Genomic DNA, 19,946 nt, shown 5'->3' with positions numbered 1-19,946 from the left:
GTGCAGTATGTCGAATCCGAATATTATTGTTATCATTCTCTATCGAAATAACTGTACCACTCGCTCGTCTACGCAATTAACACAATTATTTACGCAACAATGTACTTGAATTACTCAAACTCTGTAATCATACATCCTGTTCCACTTATTTTCAACAAATGTTATTAGCATTATTTAAAAAGCCACTTTCTGACTGAAAATGGCTTTTTAAATAAATAAACTATATTAAATTCCTTTAAAGCTAAAGGAGAATTCCATCTTTCCGTCTGCATTCAGCAGATATTCCGAATGGGTGTATGCTCCCCAGCTGTCGTCACCGCCGATTCCCATCTGGCCTTTGGCTACGCGTACTACTGTGTAATGAATCTGTGGGAGTTCATATGGATGCATGGCATTTTCCATCTCATGTGGAGTGTATGGGAGTGCAGAGAACATCATTGATTCTCCATCCATTTCAAAGTACATTCCTCTGCCCTTGCGGTCTGTAACCTTCGCCCAGCGTACTTCCTCTTTTGCTCCACATTCCTGCGGCACCATATATCTTGCCATGTTGTCCACAACTTTGTTCTGGTAAATACCCAGTTTTTCACCTTTTTTGCGGTCGGCATAGGTTTCAGCTTCGCCCAGTCCATACCACTGAACATTATCATAGTCTGCATTGAACTTAAACATCACGCCAAATTCCGGCATATCGCCAAGTTCTTTTACCGGGTCATAAGTTAAAGTTGTCTTCACCTTTCCATCTCCGAATACTTCGTAGGTAAGCTGACACTCACTGGCTGGTGTAGTTGGCATCAGATAGGTAAAGGTTACTTTTACAGAGTGGTCTGTTTCTTCTGCCTGTGGTAAATTGGATGGGCCGTATGCACCTTTTCTGTATTCTTTGTGGCTTAAATACATGCTGGCAATTTTCCACTGTGCGTAGCGCATCTGCATAAGATTTCCACAGTCATTATCTGTTGGTGCGCGCCAGAAGTTTGGTTTCGGGATTGCTTCGATCATCTCTTTACCCGCATATTTGTAGGAGACCAGACCACCGTTGAGGACGGAGAACATTACTTCAAAGTGCTCGCCGCGGACACCAATATTGTGTGTGCTTCGGATGATCTGCGGCTTCGCAGCTGCTGTTTCTGCTGAAGCATTTTCCTGTACCTGGTATACATACTGTCCAAACGCAATCTCATAACCTGCCGATGCCCATACCTTTTCCTCTTTCAGATGGAAGGAAACAGTAACTGTATATTCTCCGGCTGCTTCAGCCTTTTCAAAAGGCAGTTTATATTCTTTCTCGCTCAATGGCTCAACTACTGTTTCCAGTGCTTCTGTACGGATCACTTTTCCATTCTTTGCAAGTGTTACCTTACAGTCAAAAGTATCTGTGTTTACAAAGAGGTTCTTGTTAATCACTTTTACTGTGTCAGCTGTCACCTCTGCAGTAATATTCTGATAATTGAATTTCACTTCCTGCATCTTTGGAGATGGCTCTCTGTCACCGCCATATGCAATTCCGTTGCCACTGAAATTATAGTCTGTAGGGCGTTCTCCGAAATCACCGCCATATGCCTGGAACTCTTTTCCATAGCGGTCTTTCTTATAAATAGACTGGTCAATATAATCCCAGATAAATCCACCCTGGTATTTGGGCTCTGTATCTGTCAGATCAGTATATTTGTGCATGGCACCGCAGGAATTTCCCATGGCATGTGTGTATTCACAGCAGATAAACGGTTTGCTGTCATCCTTTGCCAGGAACTCTTTGATTGCTTCTACAGATGGATACATCTGGCTTTCCATATCACTGGTATCATTATAACTGCGGTCATGGAAAAGTCCCTCATAATGTACCAGACGGGTAGGGTCATTCTTACGAAAAAGCTGAGACATTTCATAGATATCTTTTCCGCCAAAAGATTCATTTCCACAAGACCAGATCAGGATTGCCGGATGATTCTTGTCTCTCTGATACATGGAGTTGGCACGGTCAAGCATCATATCCAGCCATTCCGGTTTGTTGTGCGGAACAATATGGGTATAATCCTTTGTAAATTCCGCCACATCCCAGGATCCATGGGATTCCAGGTTTGTCTCATCAATCATGTAAATACCATATTCATCACAGAGCTGATAGATCCGTGATGTATCCGGATAATGACAGGTACGGATGGCATTGATATTATTCTGCTTCATAATGCGAAGATCCTTGCGAAGTTCCTCCTCTGAAACATGTCTTCCGCTGACAGAGCTGAACTCATGACGATTTACGCCCTTAAACACGATACGTTTTCCGTTCAGAGTCATAATACCATTCTTCATCTCGAAACGGCGGAATCCAACCTTCTGAGGAATCACTTCCTGAATAGTTCCTGCTTCGTCATAAAGTTCAATTGTAAGATCATAAAGCTGCGGATCTTCTGCGCTCCATAATTTCGGATTATTGATTTTCCATACAAAACTGTTCTGTGCAGTCTTGCTGCTATTTGTTTTCTGAATATAAAATGCCTCTGCATCCGCTTCTTCATTTCCAGCTTCTGTAAGAGTTTTTTTCTCTTCCAGCACACATTCTCCATCTTTCTCAAGTCTGAAAGCAATGCTTCCTTTTCCCCATGTCTTTACCTTAATTTCAAGATCTGCTACATCCAGATTCTCTTCCGGGATTGCACGGATCTGAAGATCATATGCATGGGTATCCGGAACTGTGTAAAGATACACATCTCTGTAAATTCCGGAGAAGCGGAAGAAGTCCTGATCCTCACACCAACTGCTTGAGGTCCATTTGAATACCTGTGCTGCCAGCTTATTCTGTCCATCTTTAAGATAATCTGTCAGTTCAAACTCAGATGGAGTGAAAGAATCCTCACTGTAGCCAACAAAGACTCCGTTCAGCCACAATGCAAGTCCGCTCTCTGCTCCCTGGAAAGAAATAAACAATCTCTTTCCCTTCATATGTTCCGGCACTGTAAAATATTTCACATAGCTTGCAACCGGATTAAATCTCTCAGGAATCTGACCCGGATGAATTTCCTCATGTCCTTCCCATGGATACTGGACATTAGCATACTGGGGTGCATCATATCCTTCCATCTGGATATGTGCAGGTACATGAATGTCATCCCAGTCATAACAGCAGTAATCTTCCTTCTCAAATCCCTGAACTGTGCTTTTGTAATTACGCGCATAATGAAACTTCCATAAACCGTTCAGACTGTAGCGAAAAAAAGTTTCCGTCCCATCCTGCACAGCAGTCTGCATTTCATTCCCATCTCTATAATACACATGATCTGAATGAGCTTCCATTCGGTTATCGCAGAAATACTGTGGATCTTTTACCAGTGAATAATCAAATGCTTTCATACTCCTATGTTCTCCTCATGATTTATTTTTTTATAACAGTTATCCTTCATGAGTAGAATTATAACATTATACTCCTCCGCACAGTTTGCATATTTGACTATATAATATCCATTTTCGACTTTTATATAATTCAGTCTCCGACACTTACCATCCTTCCTCTGTCCGGATGTCAAACTTCAGGAGCAACTGCTCATAATTTTCTCCCTTTTTCCTCCACTCTGCAGGTGACATTCCCATCATCTTTCGGAAATTCCGGTTAAAAGCAGAGTCCGATGCAAAACCACATTCCGTACCTATATCAGTTGCTGACCTGTCTGTCTTTTTCAGTTTTTCACAGGCCATGCGGACACGTATCAAATTTATATACTCTACAGGGCTCATATGCATACATCCGGAAAAAATCCTGCGAAAATGTGACTCACTCAGATGACAGTTTGCAGACAACTGCTCTATCTTTATATTCTCTCTGTAATGATCTGAAATGTAATCCAATGTATCCGAAATGATCCGCATACTCCTGCTCTGCTCTTCATAAAGCATTTCCTGCTCCGGCGTCCTGTTCAGCCGGGCAATCCTTACCAGCAGAGCCATAAGAAATCCGGATGCCTCCTGAATATAAAACTCCTCTTCACTGCGCATGATATCCATAATTCTAATAATACACTCAGCTATAAGCGGTTCCTCTTCCTCGTTCATCAACAATGCCCCTGAGTTGATCCTTCGCAGCATTTTCTCAGCCTGCACAGCACTCTCACCATTCTTTCGCAAAAATCCCTCAACATCCACAAACAGATACTCCCATTTACAGATCGTATTTTCTATACTGTTTGTTGTATGAGGAAACCTTTCCGGGATCACAGTAAACTGCCGTCCTGTAAACTTCCTTTTCTCCTCTCCCAGAGTCAGGATTCCCTCTCCATAATAGCAAAAACCAATCTCCATAAAATTATGAAAATGAAGGTCCTCTATCCCGGTTCCATAATTCTGCACCCAGCGCTCTCCCAGAAGAGGAAGGATCGGACTTCCTGCTGGCATGTAATAATAGCGTAATTCTATTTTAGGTTTCTTTTTTTTCATAATTTTTTGTCTGAAAACTCCCTATACAAAAAGGCAGGTGATCTTCACCTGCCCCACAATAGCACTGCATTTATTCAGCCTTCCGCTATCTTATTCCCCTTTAGTTTCCTTCTCTGCCATTCTGGAGAACACCATCTCATATCCATCATTTCCATAATTCAATGAACGATTCACACGACTGATCGTTGCAGTGGAAGCTCCGGTCTTCTCGGAAATATCAAGATATGTCCTCTTGTCCATCAACATCTTGGCAACCTCAAAACGCTGTGATAATGAAAGAAGTTCATTAATCGTACATACATCTTCAAAGAAGGTATAGCATTCTTCTTTATCCTTCAGGCATAAAATCGCTTCAAAAAGCTGATCTACAGCCTCTGTTCTGATTTTTTTACTCATTTTTTTGCTCCTTTAGAACTCTACTCTTCAATTCTTCACTGGACGGACATTTGTATTTATAATGTCCATTTCATATTTCTAACAGTGATATTTTACCACGTTAAATCACGAGAAGCAAGCATTTAAGCAGAAAGAAATCTTTAATTTTCATATTTTTCCTGAAGGATCTCCCCAAGGGTCGAAAATATCGCTTTTGTATCAATTGGTTTCGCTATGTACCCGTTCATTCCGGCCTCATATGCTTTCTTCTTATCTTCATCAAAAACATTCGCAGTCATTGCCACAATCGGAATCTGCGCGCGCTTATCAGGCAGGCTTCTGATTTCTTCCGTCGTCCGGTAACCATCCATATTTGGCATCTGAATATCCATCAAGATCATATCATAATAATCTTCCGGCACTTTTTTTAGCATTTCCAGACACTTGATTCCATCCTCTGCCCATTCCACTTTCAGACCTTCCTCTTCCAGTATGGTAATCGCAATCTCTGCATTCAGTTCATTATCCTCCGCAAGCAAAATACGTTTTCCCATCAGCAGCGCCAAAAGCTTCGTATTCTCCTGCTGCTCCTGCACTGCATCCTTATATTCTTCCTCAGAAACCTGAAACGGAAGAATAATAATTGTCTTTGTTCCTACAGCAACTTCACTGCTGACCTCGATCGTTCCACCCATAAGGTCCACCAGAGATTTCACAATCGGAAGTCCCAGACCGGTTCCGATAACCTTACTCTCCGTACTGGTATGTTCACGACTGAACTCTTCAAAAATATGTGGCAGATACTCCTTGCTCATTCCTATACCGGTATCTTCTATGGTAAATCTGTAAAAAGATACCATCTTCTCTGCATCATGTCCCTCTTCTGTAATATCTATAGTAACCGAACCACCTTCCGGTGTATACTTGATTGAATTACTGATAACATTCAGCAGAATCTCCCGTAACTTCGTCTTATCACAATGCACATAAGGATTCTCAACTTCCAGGTTACAGGTATATTGCAGATTTTTCTCCTCGATTGAAGGCTCAAAAACATCATTCAGCGTATCTACAAGGTTCTTTAGATTTCCCGTCTCCGTTTTCAGCGTAGCCTTGCCACTCTCAATCCTTGCCATCTCGAGAACATAATTAATCAGAGACAATAAAAACGAGCTTGAATGCTTAATCTTGCTGATATAATCAACTACCCTTTTCTTATCATCCAGGTGCTTCTCCAGAAGATCTGCAAATCCTATGATTGCATTCATCGGTGTACGGATATCATGGCTCATATTAAACAAGAAACGCGTCTTTGCCTCATTTGCCATCCTTGCTTCTATTGCTGCTTTTTCCAGTTCCTCTTCATGCAGAATATCTTTATATCGTCTCATTTTATACTGCCAGTATCCGACAGCGGCCATCACTGCCAGTGCAATTGAAATAATAACACCAAACACTTTCTGTGCAGCCGTGATCCATCCGTTCTCCGGCACGATTTCAAAGTACCAGGTATCATTCGGAACGCTGCATGCAACCTCCAGTGAATTATTCAGTTTTGAATTCTCACTTTCGTCAATTACAATTTTCTCCCCTGTATAGAGGTCTTTCTTCCAGATCTGGTAATCATATCCCGCTTCTTCCAGCTTCTCCAGTTCCACTTCCTGAATAAAATTATCCCAGTTCATTACCAGAATTGAAAATCCCCAGAACTTCTCTTCCCCATTCTGATCCTTAACATATGCCGGATCAAAAAGAAGCGCTCCTGTTCCGCCCTGTACCAGTTCATATGGTCCTGCGATCGTATATTCACCACTTCTCATCGCAAGTCTCGCTTCTTTTTTTCTCGCAGGATTCTGAAGCATATCAAGCCCCATGGCTGCTTCATTCCCCTTCATCGGATAAATCCGCGATACAACTCCATCCTCTGCCAGTTCTCTGGCCTCTATTACGTTCTCATCCTCCTGCATCAGCTCTGCCAGCCTGTCAAACTGCTCGTTATCTATGTCATATCCTTTTTCCACGATTCTCTTCATCAGATCAGATTCTGCAAGATATTTACTCAGCTGGGATTCCACCCGGCTTACAGTTGACTCAGCAGTATAAGTAGCTTTCAGTTTCTCCCGCTTCTCCTGACTCTGATTGATCATCCAGGTCACACACCAGACAGCCAGAAATATAAAAACAAAGACAAATGTCGTCTTTAATCTGAGGTGCTTCCGATTCATTTTTCTTTTTTGATCCATCAAAAAATCCTCATCCTTTGATTTTTCTTTTTTAAGTATACCCTGGAACGTATTTGAAAAAACATTCCCACAAATTGTGACGCACATCTTACAGAAAGCCTTTTTTTCAAACACGCTCTAGTTCATAGTAGCATAAACTTCCTGCCATCTCAACCTAAATCAAATAAGTTTTTTATTCCAAACAATAAGTTTTTATAACATAATAAAACAACCTGCAAACCAACTGATGTTCAGTCCGTTCACAGGCTATTTTAACTAATTTACGATTTGCGATAACGTGCCAGTGTTTCAAAGAACCTTTCATTGTCCAACGGCTTTGTAAGATGTTCATTCATCCCTGCTTTTGCAGATTTCTTTCTGTCCTCGTCAAATGCATTTGCAGTCATCGCAATGATCGGAATAACTGACGCATCTGCCCGATCCAGCTTTCTGATCTCTTTCGCTGCTTCCAGGCCATCAAGAACGGGCATCATGATATCCATAAGAATCACATCAAAATCACCTTCCTGTGATTCCATAAAAGCATTCACTGCCTCTCTTCCATTCTCCACTGCCACAACTATTGCACCGGCTTCTTCAAGAATACACTGCGCGATTTCCCTGTTCAATTCATTATCCTCAGCCAGCAAAATATGCATACCGGAAACATCCGATACCGTTTCTTTTTCCTCCGGAACTTTCTTCGGTTCTGCCCCGATTACAAATGGCAGAGTAACTGTAAAGGTTGTCCCCTTTCCCTGTTCACTCTCTACTTCAATCGTTCCCTGCATGCTTTCTACAATCTCATGAACAATACACATTCCAAGTCCTGTTCCTTGATATCGGGTTCTTACATTATCATTTTCCTGCATAAAAGGTTTATAGAGACTATGTTCTACAAACTCCTTGCTCATTCCGATACCATTATCCTGCACCCTGAATTTCAGCCATACTCTTTCGGCATCCGCTGAGTTTTCTGTAATCTCAACCTCAACTCTGCCTTCCTTATGCGTAAATTTCAACGCATTACTGATCAGGTTCAAAAGAATACGTCTCAAATGTCCCGGGCTACCCACAAGCCAGCGATGCTTCACCAGTGTATCCTGAATGCTAAAATCAATCTGCTTTTCTTTTGCCTTATTCTCTACAATTCCCTGAATATGCTTCAGCTCTTCATCCAGAAAAAATGTAACCATCTCCAGTTCTGCCTCTCCGCTCTCCAGCTTGCTCATATCCAGCACATCACTGATCAGTGAAAGTAAATGCTCCGATGCCATATCAATTTTATCCAGACACCCACTGATTCTCTCTGAATCTTGTATATTCTTACGGATAATTCCCGCCATTCCTATAATTCCGTTCATCGGCGTCCGGATATCATGAGACATATGCGTCAGAAATTCTGACTTCGCCCGGTTGGCACGCTCCGCCTCCATATTAGAAGCCTGAAGTTTCTTCTGATACTCCAGCAAAGCCTGAATATATTCCTCCTGCTTCCGGACATACAGCCAGAAAGACAAAATGATTACCAGCAGCAATATGCCGCTCATGATTGAAATTATATAAAACGCCTGATTATTATTCAATACATCTGACAAAGAACGGTCTTTGGTAAACTCTGTAATCCATTTCGTTTTCAGTTTATAAAGCGTACCATCCTCCGCCATTTCCTGCAAAACTGTATTCAGTTCTTTCTGCAGCTCCGGTTTTGACTCTGGGACTGCCAGCGCAGGAAAACTTTTCATAATCGCTACGCCCTTTTCCAGATGAAGGTCATTCTTCTCTATGATCTTCTTAGAAACCGCACTGTGACAGATTCCATAGTCTACCTCCCCATTCTCAACAGCCTCAAGAATCTCCGTATTAGTATAATATTCCACATATTCACACTGCAGGTCAAAGGTACTGATAATTACAGAACGTGCCATCAAAGCGACTCTCTTTCCTGAAAGTGCAGCCGCACTGGTCACTTTTTTCTTCCCATATACACAAAGTTCATCCGAAGAAACCGGTATCGTACGGAGAGTTCCTTCCATATTGGAAAAGATCTCCAGTCCAAGCAGCACATCCACATCCCCATTCGTCAGCTTATCTCTGCATCCCAGCCAGGTATCTGTGACAAATTCCGGCTTCATTTTCAAACGATTGGCAAGTTCTGTCATCACCTCAATGTAAAGCCCTGACAACTCGCCCTTACTGTTATAATAAGCATTCGGACAAAAATCATAATCCGTGGCAATCCTTAATACCGGTGAATTCTCATCTGTATACTCCGCCTTAGCCGCTACCTCCGGCTCCCCGGTAAACATTCCCATCTCATATCCCGTAAATGCAAAAACTGAGCAAATCTCTATAAACAGAATCAGTAATAATATCCTGATCAGCAACGTAGCTTTTTGTTTTTTCATTTTTAACCGCCTTCTTATTCCCAATACATATTTGCAATAATAAATTTCTCTGAAGTAACCGGTTCTTTCTGCTCCAGGTTCTCGTTCTTTGCGTCATAGACTGTCGGCCAGTATAAACCAATGTAAATATTCTTTTCCTTCATCAGCTGGTATGCCTTCGTAAGAAGTTCTGTTTTTTTCTCCTGTTCCACTTTTACAGACTGTTCCAGCAGATCAGCAATCTCACCGTCTGTATTCCCCGCAAAATTCATACTGTCTCCCACCTTAAACAGCGGTACTGCATGCGTAACCGTTCCCGAAGACATAGAATAAGAAATAATAGCCGCCTCATAAGACAGATCATAAAGATCCGTTATTACCTGACTCATTTCTTCCATTTCTACTGTCACCTTAATACCAAGTTCGGCTAACAGCGTTCCTATTTCTTCTGCGACATTTTTCCTTACATCATCTCCCACCTTGATTGTCAGGTCAAATCCGTCCGGATATGCCGATTTTGCCATGTATTCTTTTGCCTTATTCAAATCAAACTCTGTAGAATCACATCCACTCACATATCCTGCGATCGAACCATTCACCATTATCGGTGCAGGTGTACCCAGACCATCCAGGGCAGTTTCTATTATATAATTCAGATCCAATGCATAATAAATAGCTCTTCGTACGTTCTGATCTTCAAAATATGGATTTTTTTCATTCAGAGTCAGGAAATTCCATGCAAAATTATCATAGCTTATCAGTTCAATATTCTCATCCGCTCTCAGGTACGGAACCTGTTCTACCGAAACAGATGTCAGATAATCCACACTGCCTTCCTGAAGTGCCTGATAAACATTTTCATCCTGAAGCCTGTATAAAATCGTTGCCGTTTTTATATCCGCCTCCCCGTCAAAATAATATGGATTGGCTTTCAGCACAATGCTCTCACCCTTATTCCATTTCTCAACCGTATAAGCTCCGCTGGTAATATCCGGACAGTTATCCACATCCATTCCTTCTTCTATCGCAGCTTCAGACATCACACACATATATTCCACGGTCAGATCGTTCAGAAATTCATTATTCGGTTCAGACAGTGTGATCACTACTGTCTGATCATCCTTTGCCTCTACCGCTTTCAGTTCCTGATAATAAGTCACTTCCGAATCCATACCACGTCTGTAAGTATAGACAACATCCGAAGCAGTCAAAGGAGACCCGTCTGAAAATTGAAGTCCCTCTTTTAATGTAATCGTATATTCTGTATAATCGTCATTTACAGAAGAACTCTCTGCCAGTTCCGGGACAATATTTCCATCTGAATCAAGCCTGTACAGATTTGCATATAGATTTCTGATCAGGATTGCTGTCGCAACCGTTGTGGAATCATGCTGATCCAGTGTTTCCGGTTCACTGCCAGAATATATGACCACATCATCTCTGATTTCCTCCGGCTTTTCCACATCGGTATCTGCGTCTGGTTCTGACCCGGAAGTTTTTTCCTGCTGATCTGGCTGCGTGTCTGATACTGTATCAGCAGATTCTGCCGTCTGTGTTTCATTCTCTGTCAATTTGCAGCCCGCCAGAGATTCTGTCATTACAGTCATTACAAGTATACCAGCCATGATACATGCTTTATTTTTTCTCATTTTCAATTTCTCCTATTGTTACTGTCTCCAGCACTGCTGTTCACTCCGTGCCCGGCAACACACTTTGCGATACCTGAAAGTTCCCGTTGCCTCTGCTCTTCTTACTCTTTTTTATTCATTCATTACTCTGCCAATTTCCTCAAGAAGTTTCGGAATCTCGATTGGTTTTCCGGTGAATCCATCCATTCCCGCTTCCAGTGCATTTTTCCGGTCTGACTCAAATACATTTGCAGTTAAAGCAATAATCTTAATACCCGCCTTGCCCGGACATGAAAGCTGGCGGATTCTCTGTGTAGCCTGAAAACCATCCATGCGGGGCATCTGAATATCCATAAGAATCAAATCATAGGTTCCTTCTGCCGAGTCTCTGACCGCAGCCACACATTCTATGCCATCTTCTACGCAATCCACAGTAAAACCGGCACCCTGGAGGATTTCCGTTGCGATTTCCCGATTCAGCTCATTATCCTCTGCCAGCAAGATTCTTATATTTCCAGCCTCTACTGCCGGATATTCTTTTTCATCTCCGGAATCAGATATGTCCTCCGCTTTTCGGAAAGTAAGTGTTGTAAATACTTTTGTACCTTCACCAGGACTGCTCTTTATGTCAATATCGCCATTCATGAGATCTATATACTTCTTTACAATCCCCATGCCAAGCCCGGTTCCCACAACCTTATTCTCTGTAACTGTTTTCTCCCTGGAAAAACTGTCAAATATCTTAGGAAGGAACTCTTTTGAAATTCCCAGCCCATTATCCTCCACAATACAGCAGACTGTTACATATCCTTCTTTATCACTTTCATATTCTCTTACCTGTACCGCGATATCTCCACCCTCCGGTGTATATTTCACCGCATTACTGATAATATTGAGAAAAATCCCCCTTACCTTTGTCTGATCATAATACATCCACTTATGCTGCAATTGCACATCAAACTGCAAATTCAGCTGCTTATTCTCACACTCTTCCAGAAAAATGATCCGTAAAGTATCATACATTTCTGCCAGATCTCCCAGATCCTCATTCAGCTCTATCGTTCCACTTTCAATTCTGGCCATTTCAAGAACCTCATTGATCAAATCCAGCAGATATTTCCCGGATTTTCTGATATTTCCAATATATTCCCGGACACGCACAGAATCATTTCCATGTTTATCCAGTAAATCCGTATATCCCAGAATCGCATTCATCGGTGTGCGGATGTCATGAGACATATTAAACAGGAATTTCGATTTCGCTTCATTGGCATGCTCTGCTTTCCGCAGAGCTTCCTCCATCCTGTCTTTCGCTTCTCTTATCTCCTTCTCCGCCAGCTCCATCTGTTTTCTGCTTTTCCTGCTGTTCCTTACATAAAGAGCAAAAGCCGTGATCAGCCCTCCCACAAATATAAGCATAACGATTGCCGCTTCATACAGATGATCAGAAATGAACTCCTGCACTGAATACGCTTTCTGATAATAGCTGTACTTATTTACATAAGATTCGATCGTCTCACTGCCTATAACCCTGAGACTTCGATTCAGCAGTGACAATAGTTCCGTGTCTTCTGAACGTACGGCAAATCCCAAATCACAGGAACCCTGAACAGCCAGAGAATGCAGGTTTCTGTTTTCTGTTCTGGTAAGATACTCGGCTGTACGGTAACGGCTGAAAATCGTAGCCGAAGCTCTGCCATCTTTTACCGCTTCCACACACTCTTCCAGAGAATCCACATAGACAAGCTTACTGTCCGGATAATATTTCAATACATATCCCAGTTGAATCATACTCTCCTTCGTAACAGCAAGAGAATCATATACCGTATCCTCGTATTCGCCCTCAAAGATCACATCCATCGCAGTAGAAGATATTCCTGTGCTGACCCTTGTTCCTTTCTGATCTGCATACCAGGCATCCTCAAGCGCCGGAAAGGCAGCCTGAATTTCTTTATTATTCAGAGCCTCATAAATCTCCTGTACAGAATTATATTCCGTCACCTCTATGGATAAATCCTTCAGATCTGTCTCTTTTTCCATTGCAGACACGATATCCGCAAGTGCACCTGTCAGATTTCCGTTCTCATCTTTTTCGCAAAAAGGCATATGGTCACGTATAAATCCGATTTTCAGTGTATCATGCATCTGCAGCCAGACAGCTTCCCCTTCACTCTGTACCGTATTTGACAATGTATTCTGATAATACTTCGTGTAAAGTTTCTGCAGATAATAAGGATCTTCCTCACGTAGCCTGGCATCCGCATCATTTAACTCCCTCAGAAGCGTTCTCTTCTTGGCCGACACTCCCAGATAATAGTTATCTTCCCTGATGGAAATACACGGAGCAATATTGTCAAGTGCACCTGTTTCCATATCCTCAGCAGCCAGACAGTCAATCTCACCTTCATCCAGCTTCTGCTTCATCGTATCCATATCATCATACAGGATAACCTGACAGGAAATTCCGTTTTCTTCCTGATATTCCCTCAAATATTTCTCTTCTTTTGAGTCTCTTAATACTCCGATTTTTCTCTGAATCAGGCTTGCAAGATATCCGGATTTCACAGAGGAATCCCCCATCCTCTTGTATATATAGCAGGTCTCTGTTCCAAAAGGTTCATCCGCAAATTCCATATTAGACGGAATCTCATCATTTTCAGAAAATCCGGCAAGCATATCTATTTCATTATTCTCAAATTTCTCTTTCAGCTCCTGCAGATCACCATACACATACTCGTATTCCCATCCGGTATAATCTGAAAGCCTCTGCATATATTCATACGCATACCCTGATTTTCTCTCATCATCACTCATACCCTCCTGAAAACCGGCACGCTCATAATAGCCAACACGGACTTTCTGGCTTCCCGCCGCCGACACATTCGTATAAAGGGAAAAAGCAAAAATAATGCCCGCCATAAGCAGAAGCTTCCGCAGATAATTCTTCTTTCCCTCAGATATCAGGAAGGTTCCTCTTTTTTTCATTTGCATATAACCGCCTTATATGATTTTTCTATCTGTAACCATCATACCTTAATATTGTTGTTTTGGCAAAACAATAATTACAATTTCCAGTTTTTCTGAAACTGCCATACAAATCTGACCGCCAGATATCCAATCACCGCTCCAATACTGTTCGCAATAATATCATCGATATCGCTTTGCCCAAGACTGAACACCATCTGCACGCCCTCAATCACCGTACTGCACATGATTCCTCCCAGAAAAGCAAACGAACATTTCCTCAATTTCTCAGGATTCATCGCCGGAATCAGATATCCAAACGGGATAAATAATGCCACATTCAGTAACATATGCTGAACCATCGCAGGATTTCCCGTCTGAATAGCCCTTGTCAGATCGTCAAACGGAGTGGTAACAATACTGGCATCAACTTCCGCACCGATTCGCATAAAGACCGTAAGATACAAAACCACTCCGAAATATACCAGAAACAATACCATATTCCAGGTTCTCATTCCGTCTCTGTTCATCCAGCAGAATCTGAGAAACAGTATTAAAATAATAAAAACTCCCAGTGCAAGTGTTACATAAATGGTAAACATATCATAGCCACTGTAAACATATAGCAATCCCACAAAGCCGCATATAAGCAAATACATGACTGCGAGGACAACATCAATGATGATTGTATTTCCAGATGAATAGTAAGACCGCCGTGAAAGCGCATTTACCGCCTGTACCAAAGCCAAATAACCGCAGATCAGAAGAATTGCGGTTATTGTAAGTGACATTATTTCCATTTTCAACTTCCTCCAAGTTATACTTTTTGTTTTTATTATTTTATTTCAGGCTCATTCATTATTTAAAAAATCTAACCGTTAGACTTTTTAAATATGAATCTCGCAGTCCCAGACATTTATATCACTGTCCTGAAAGATTTCACTGAGTCACACTCTCAGTATTTCTCGTTTTTTCTCAGTAATTTACCAGATTCCATATGCAGTTCATAATCACAAATGGAAAGAGCAGCTTTTCTATGGGTTACGATCAGACAGGTCTTATCCTTCATCTGACTGATATTAGAAAGAAGCTGTGCTTCCGTTTCCTCATCCAGTGCGCTGGTGCTTTCATCCAGCAGAAGAATCGGTGCATGAGACAAAAGTGCTCTTGCCACTGCCACCCTCTGTGCCTGCCCTTCTGACAGACCAACTCCTCTCTCCCCAAGAAGAGTGTCCAGTCCATCGTCCAGCTGGTCGAGCAAATGATCGATACATGCGGCTTTTACCACACTTCTCAAATCTTCCTCAGAGGCATTTTCATTAAACATCATCAGATTCTCTCTCAGAGTACCGGAAAACAGGATATTTCCCTGAGGAACATAAGCAAACAATGGTCTGGTCATTCTGGATGCTGGCAGACTTCTGCCTTCCATTTCACTATTTTCTTCTTTTAAAACAAACTCTACAGTGCCAGATTTCGGCTGATAGATTCCTAGCAGAAGCTGGAACAAAGTACTCTTACCACCACCGGAAATGCCGGTGACTGCTACGAAATCTCCCGGATGGATACTGGCGTTTACCTCTTCCAGAACTGGTTCCCGGTCGTAATCAAAAGAAATATTGTTCAGATGAATCACTTCCAGATGAGCATAAAGTTCAGATACCTTTTCGCCAGATAATTCAGATGTATTCTCTTCCGGTAGATCCATCAACTCTTTCAGGCGCTCTGCGGAAGTAATCGTTCCATAAGCCTGAGACGCAACATCGGCTGCAGAAGCAATAGGTCCCTGAATCTGTCCAACAAGCTGAATCACTGCTGCAAAAGAACCATAAGTCAGCACGTCACGGTAAATCCCCAGTCCGCCCCAGAGCATACAAAACAGCCAGGACAACTGAAATACTGTATTGATGCAGGCACTCATACCCGTAGAAAAATATCCTTTTTTCAACTGTACTTCCAGAAACTCTTTCTGCGCAGTCTCGCTTTGCTTTTCCATATTTTGTTCCAGTCCGCCTGCTTTGATAAAACGCAGATTTCCCAGAGTTTCCTGTAAAATGGCGTGAATCCTTCCCTCTTTCTCCTGCACTGCCTTGTGGCGGGTTGACATCGGCTTTTTGAAAAGAACGATCATGGTAAGGCCAATCATCCCTCCTGCCACCAATAAGATCACAAACCGCCAGTCCATGGAAATCAGAATAACAGCGGCACCAAAAAAACTGATAGTCATAGAAACAAGCTGCGGCACAATATTCATAATTCCATCCTTCACTATGCTGACATCGGAGAACATCCGGTTGATCAGATCACCACTGTGATAACCGTCTACAAATGCATATTGTTTCTTCAGCAAACTATGCAAGAACATAGAACGCATGTCCCGGAGAAGCACGGCATTGGTTCTGGTACACAGTAAATTATTTATTACTGATGTCAGCCGGAGGATTACTACTGTAAGAATCAACCAGACAGCATACAGTTTCACCTGTGTAGCATCATGGCTAGTGGCTCCGTCAATCAGCCCCTTTGTAGCAACTGTAATTGCCAGAGAACTGCCGGAGGATATTAAATTTAAGAAACAGATGAATATAATAAAACGATGCATCGATTCCGACCAGTGAAAGATCTTTTTCAAGGCAGGGCTTTTCAGCATCGAGAATAATTTTTCTTTGTACATAATTTTTCTTTGTATATAATTTTCCTGATATTTAGTCCGTCGGCAACTGTGAGCGATCCATAAATATCCCCTCATACAAACAAACATAAGACATTCATAGCTGCCGGACAGAATTTTTTAATAATTTTGCAAAACAGAGGGGGAAAATCCCCCTCTCTGGCAGATAGCAGGTACTACTTATTCATTGATCCTGTATGCTCTTCTGTGCAGCCCTGATAACCACGAGTCGTGTGTCCAACCCAGTAGCAAGCACTGCTGCCAGAGGCAACCACCTGCTCCTTATAATTGAAGCATACCTTTTCTGCCACAGGTGTCTCATATGTTTTTTTCACGTCTTCACCTCCATCTGTCATAAAAGTTTGTGGTAACCGTTCAAATGCAGACTTCAAATCGCCTGTTTTTATACTGTTACCATATTTATGTTAACACTTACTTCCTGAAAGTAAATGAAAACACCAAAAATACTTTTGTTTATTTTATAGCGAAATCAACCCTTCTGCCGCAAATCTTCTGGTTCTCTCACACACCATCAGACTGCAGTGTCCCGGTTTTTCACCAAGCTGCTGATGTATTGCCGGACAAGATACACACACTGAATTATAAGAACAATTTTCACATTTAGTAGCTGCCGGATATTCCAATGCGGCCTTATGTATTAATTTCCATGAATGATCAAACCCTTTTTTTAATGGTTCCGCTTTGACGCTATTTAGCATATCACATCCCGTCATGGTTCCTTTCCAGTCAATATGAAAGCTGTTCATCCCTGCTGCACAGCGGATTCCCTTTTTCTCTCCAGAATCTTCCGGAACATCCGGAAGCATTTTTTCATCTCTCCGGCAAAGCTCAGCTCCGGAAAGCTGAGCCTGCAATTTAAACAGTTCAATATACTCATCTGGCGTTGTATCTATTTTTTCCTGACCTCGCCCTGTATCATTTCTTGGTGCAAAAATCGTGTTATTGATCTGATATGGAATTCTGTTTTCACTCATATATCGAACAATATTTCTGGCATCTTTTCCCATATAAACACTTGGTGTAACAGCTACCTGAAGCGGCAGACCGACCTGTCTGGCAAGTTCTATGTTCTTCCTGACTCTTTCATATTCCCTGTGTCCGGTCACCTTCTCATAAGCATCTTCACAACTTCCATATACGCTGACCTGAATCCTTGCCGGCATATTCTTTTTAAAAAATAAGACTCTCTCCTCTGTCAGCAGGATTCCATTCGTATATACCTGAACCTCCACACCTTTCGACTGCAGATATAAATACAATTCTTCAAATCCCGGATACAGCAGACACTCCCCTCCAGTCAGAACTGCTTTTCTCATGCCAGCTGAAACAGCCTGCTCCATCAGTTCTCTCCACAGCTCTGGTTCTAATAAACTCTGATTCTTTAACTGTCCTTTTTGCAGATGCACATAGCACATTTTACAGTCCAGATTACAAAGAGGCGTCAGTTCAAACTGCCCCTTCCATGGAATCCCTTTCTTTCGTGTCTGCATTTCCAGAAAATAATCTATATGAATTTTATATTGTTCTTCCGGCACTTTTTCCTGTTGTAATCGTGACAGCAATTCTACCAGATTTCTCGGATTCTTCTTTTCATTCATTTACAATCCTTTGTTCTATCCTTTTCAGTTTTCTCAGTACTCTGCCTGCCTGATCTTTCCAGAAACGGTAGAAGAACCACATCTTTCTGCGAAATCTGCTGTTCATCCACCGGATTCCCTTCTGCCTCTGTTCATCGGTATTCAGCCAAATGGTATTTCCATTCTTAATAACCAGACACACTATTCCAAGCACAGATTCAGCTGGTACTGGTTCATCAGGAAAACGACAGTTATCTCCCCATGTCTGTATCCATTCTCCCTTTATCTGATAAAACCTGTGTACCACATAAGAACCGTCTTTGCGCTGAAACAGTACAATATCTCCAGTTTGCAGTTCTTCTGTAACCGGTACGATCGTCACCGAATCTCTCCAACCTCTGATCAAAGGCTCCATACTTGTTCCATGAAGCTGAATCGTGACCGGAATATTTTTCCCCTGTGAAATCAGTTCTTTCCAGTCTGAAATGGAAATCTCCACTGTTTTCATTCTTCGATCAGTTTCAGATTTTCAAACGTATTCAGAATATTCTTCAGATCTGTTGCTGCCTTTTCCTGATTGACTTCATACTCATTCAATAACAATTCCAACAGTTCTTCCTCGGTTACCGGATTCTTCATAGCATTCAGCAAAAATGCGGAAACCTCATTTAACACAACAGAACCACCATAACGAGCCATATTTTCGCCTGTCGGAACTGCCATATAGTCTCCCGCGATTTCTATAACCTCAAAATTCTCTTTTAATTTCATCGTTTTATCAACTCTCGCTTTCCTTATTTTTTCCGGATGTTTAAATAATATATCATACACCTGTCTGATCGACTGTTCTGAAATATCACAGTATAATCTATAGATTGGAATATTGTTTATCATCTGTTGAAGGATAATAAATACCCTTCTGGTAAGTTCTGTATCCCACATCGGAATCATCATCTGTGTTGACAGAAACTGCATTTTCTGCTTTTTTGTCATTTTCCTGACCAGTACGCTCCCGCCCCGACGTATCTCTGTGATTGCCAGAAGCGGAGCAGACTCATTCACAAAAATCTGTTCCTTTCCATCCCACGGTACGCCAAAAGCTTTCCCACAAACAGGATCTACTGCAGGCCGGTCCCCTGATATCCAGGATGCGCCCAAATACTTCACAAAACCTGATGCACGCTCAGATTTACCGGTACCTGATGGTGCTGAAAAGGCAATCGCTTTTGAATCCAGCTGTACACAGGCTGAATGCAGAATCCCAAAACCTTCATAGATCAACCGACATTCCAGCATTGCCTGAAGAAGTGGCTGCAAAACAGCCACTGAATCCAGAGTCTCCCATCCATTTGTATCATTTGAAATTATTTCCTCAGTTCTTCCAATATGTCCACAGTAAAATTCACCTTTCGAATAATCTTTGCTGACAGTCAGAAAACCATTATGATCCGTCGACTCAAAAATCCATCCGTCATCTTTTTTCCATACAATCATCAGGGAAAATTCTGATATCTTGGAAGCATCTTCAGTCTTAGGTTCTTCCCTAACTTCGATAAGTGTAATTGATTTCCTGTCATCAACTGGCGGATTTGCACAAAACTGATTATAGCTTGCTGGTAGTTTTATTTCTGTTTTTAGGTTTATTGGTCCGATTGAATAGTACATCATTCTAA

Annotated in this window: 13 protein-coding genes; all 13 read right to left on the bottom strand. The window is 41.8% G+C overall.

The genetic code is table 11. The features are described 5' to 3' along the window. Window positions 1–225 precede the first annotated feature (225 nt). The 13 genes from KQI87_RS11235 to KQI87_RS11175 all read right to left on the bottom strand — a co-directional run bounded on the left by KQI87_RS11235 (window position 226) and on the right by KQI87_RS11175 (window position 19,941). The gene (locus KQI87_RS11235) at window positions 226–3,351 is read right to left on the bottom strand and encodes a glycoside hydrolase family 2 TIM barrel-domain containing protein (protein ID WP_216460234.1); all 3,126 of its coding nucleotides are present in this window, start codon (window positions 3,349–3,351) and stop codon (window positions 226–228) included. 144 nt (window positions 3,352–3,495) lie between these two features. Next, a complete protein-coding gene (locus KQI87_RS11230) occupies window positions 3,496–4,428 on the bottom strand; it encodes an AraC family transcriptional regulator (protein ID WP_216460233.1) in 933 nt (310 codons plus the stop codon). Between the two features lie 90 nt (window positions 4,429–4,518). Further along, on the bottom strand, window positions 4,519–4,824 hold the full coding sequence (locus KQI87_RS11225) for a YerC/YecD family TrpR-related protein (RefSeq protein WP_008706557.1): 306 nt from the start codon (window positions 4,822–4,824) through the stop codon (window positions 4,519–4,521). A 140-nt stretch (window positions 4,825–4,964) separates the two neighbouring features. Next, the gene (locus tag KQI87_RS11220; RefSeq protein WP_216460232.1) at window positions 4,965–7,046 is read right to left on the bottom strand and encodes an ATP-binding protein; all 2,082 of its coding nucleotides are present in this window, start codon (window positions 7,044–7,046) and stop codon (window positions 4,965–4,967) included. Between the two features lie 260 nt (window positions 7,047–7,306). Further along, window positions 7,307–9,433, bottom strand: coding sequence for an ATP-binding protein (locus tag KQI87_RS11215; protein ID WP_216460231.1), 2,127 nt, complete (start codon window positions 9,431–9,433; stop codon window positions 7,307–7,309). Between the two features lie 14 nt (window positions 9,434–9,447). Next, window positions 9,448–11,061: an ABC transporter substrate-binding protein gene (locus tag KQI87_RS11210; protein WP_216460230.1), complete on the bottom strand. Its 1,614-nt coding sequence runs from the start codon at window positions 11,059–11,061 to the stop codon at window positions 9,448–9,450. Between the two features lie 111 nt (window positions 11,062–11,172). Next, window positions 11,173–14,025, bottom strand: coding sequence for an ATP-binding protein (locus KQI87_RS11205; RefSeq protein WP_216460229.1), 2,853 nt, complete (start codon window positions 14,023–14,025; stop codon window positions 11,173–11,175). A gap of 77 nt (window positions 14,026–14,102) precedes the next feature. Next, window positions 14,103–14,804, bottom strand: coding sequence for a VanZ family protein (locus KQI87_RS11200; protein ID WP_216460228.1), 702 nt, complete (start codon window positions 14,802–14,804; stop codon window positions 14,103–14,105). 155 nt (window positions 14,805–14,959) lie between these two features. Continuing rightward, a complete protein-coding gene (locus KQI87_RS11195) occupies window positions 14,960–16,606 on the bottom strand; it encodes an ABC transporter ATP-binding protein (protein ID WP_216460227.1) in 1,647 nt (548 codons plus the stop codon). A gap of 245 nt (window positions 16,607–16,851) precedes the next feature. Continuing rightward, a complete protein-coding gene (locus KQI87_RS11190) occupies window positions 16,852–17,010 on the bottom strand; it encodes a hypothetical protein (RefSeq protein WP_216460226.1) in 159 nt (52 codons plus the stop codon). 144 nt (window positions 17,011–17,154) lie between these two features. Beyond that, on the bottom strand, window positions 17,155–18,294 hold the full coding sequence (locus KQI87_RS11185; protein WP_216460225.1) for a radical SAM protein: 1,140 nt from the start codon (window positions 18,292–18,294) through the stop codon (window positions 17,155–17,157). After that, a complete protein-coding gene (locus KQI87_RS11180; protein ID WP_216460224.1) occupies window positions 18,287–18,781 on the bottom strand; it encodes a S24/S26 family peptidase in 495 nt (164 codons plus the stop codon). Before KQI87_RS11180 ends, KQI87_RS11185 begins: the two co-directional genes overlap by 8 nt. Next, complete coding sequence (locus tag KQI87_RS11175) at window positions 18,778–19,941, bottom strand: PqqD family peptide modification chaperone (protein ID WP_216460223.1); 1,164 nt, start codon at window positions 19,939–19,941, stop codon at window positions 18,778–18,780. The genes KQI87_RS11180 and KQI87_RS11175 overlap by 4 nt, the downstream gene beginning before the upstream one ends. Window positions 19,942–19,946 lie beyond the last annotated feature (5 nt).

This window comes from Blautia sp. MSJ-9 (assembly GCF_018919065.1).
Classification (GTDB): domain Bacteria; phylum Bacillota; class Clostridia; order Lachnospirales; family Lachnospiraceae; genus Blautia_A.
The sequence above is the reverse complement of the archived record's forward strand: the minus strand, read 5'-3'. Positions and strand labels throughout refer to the sequence as shown.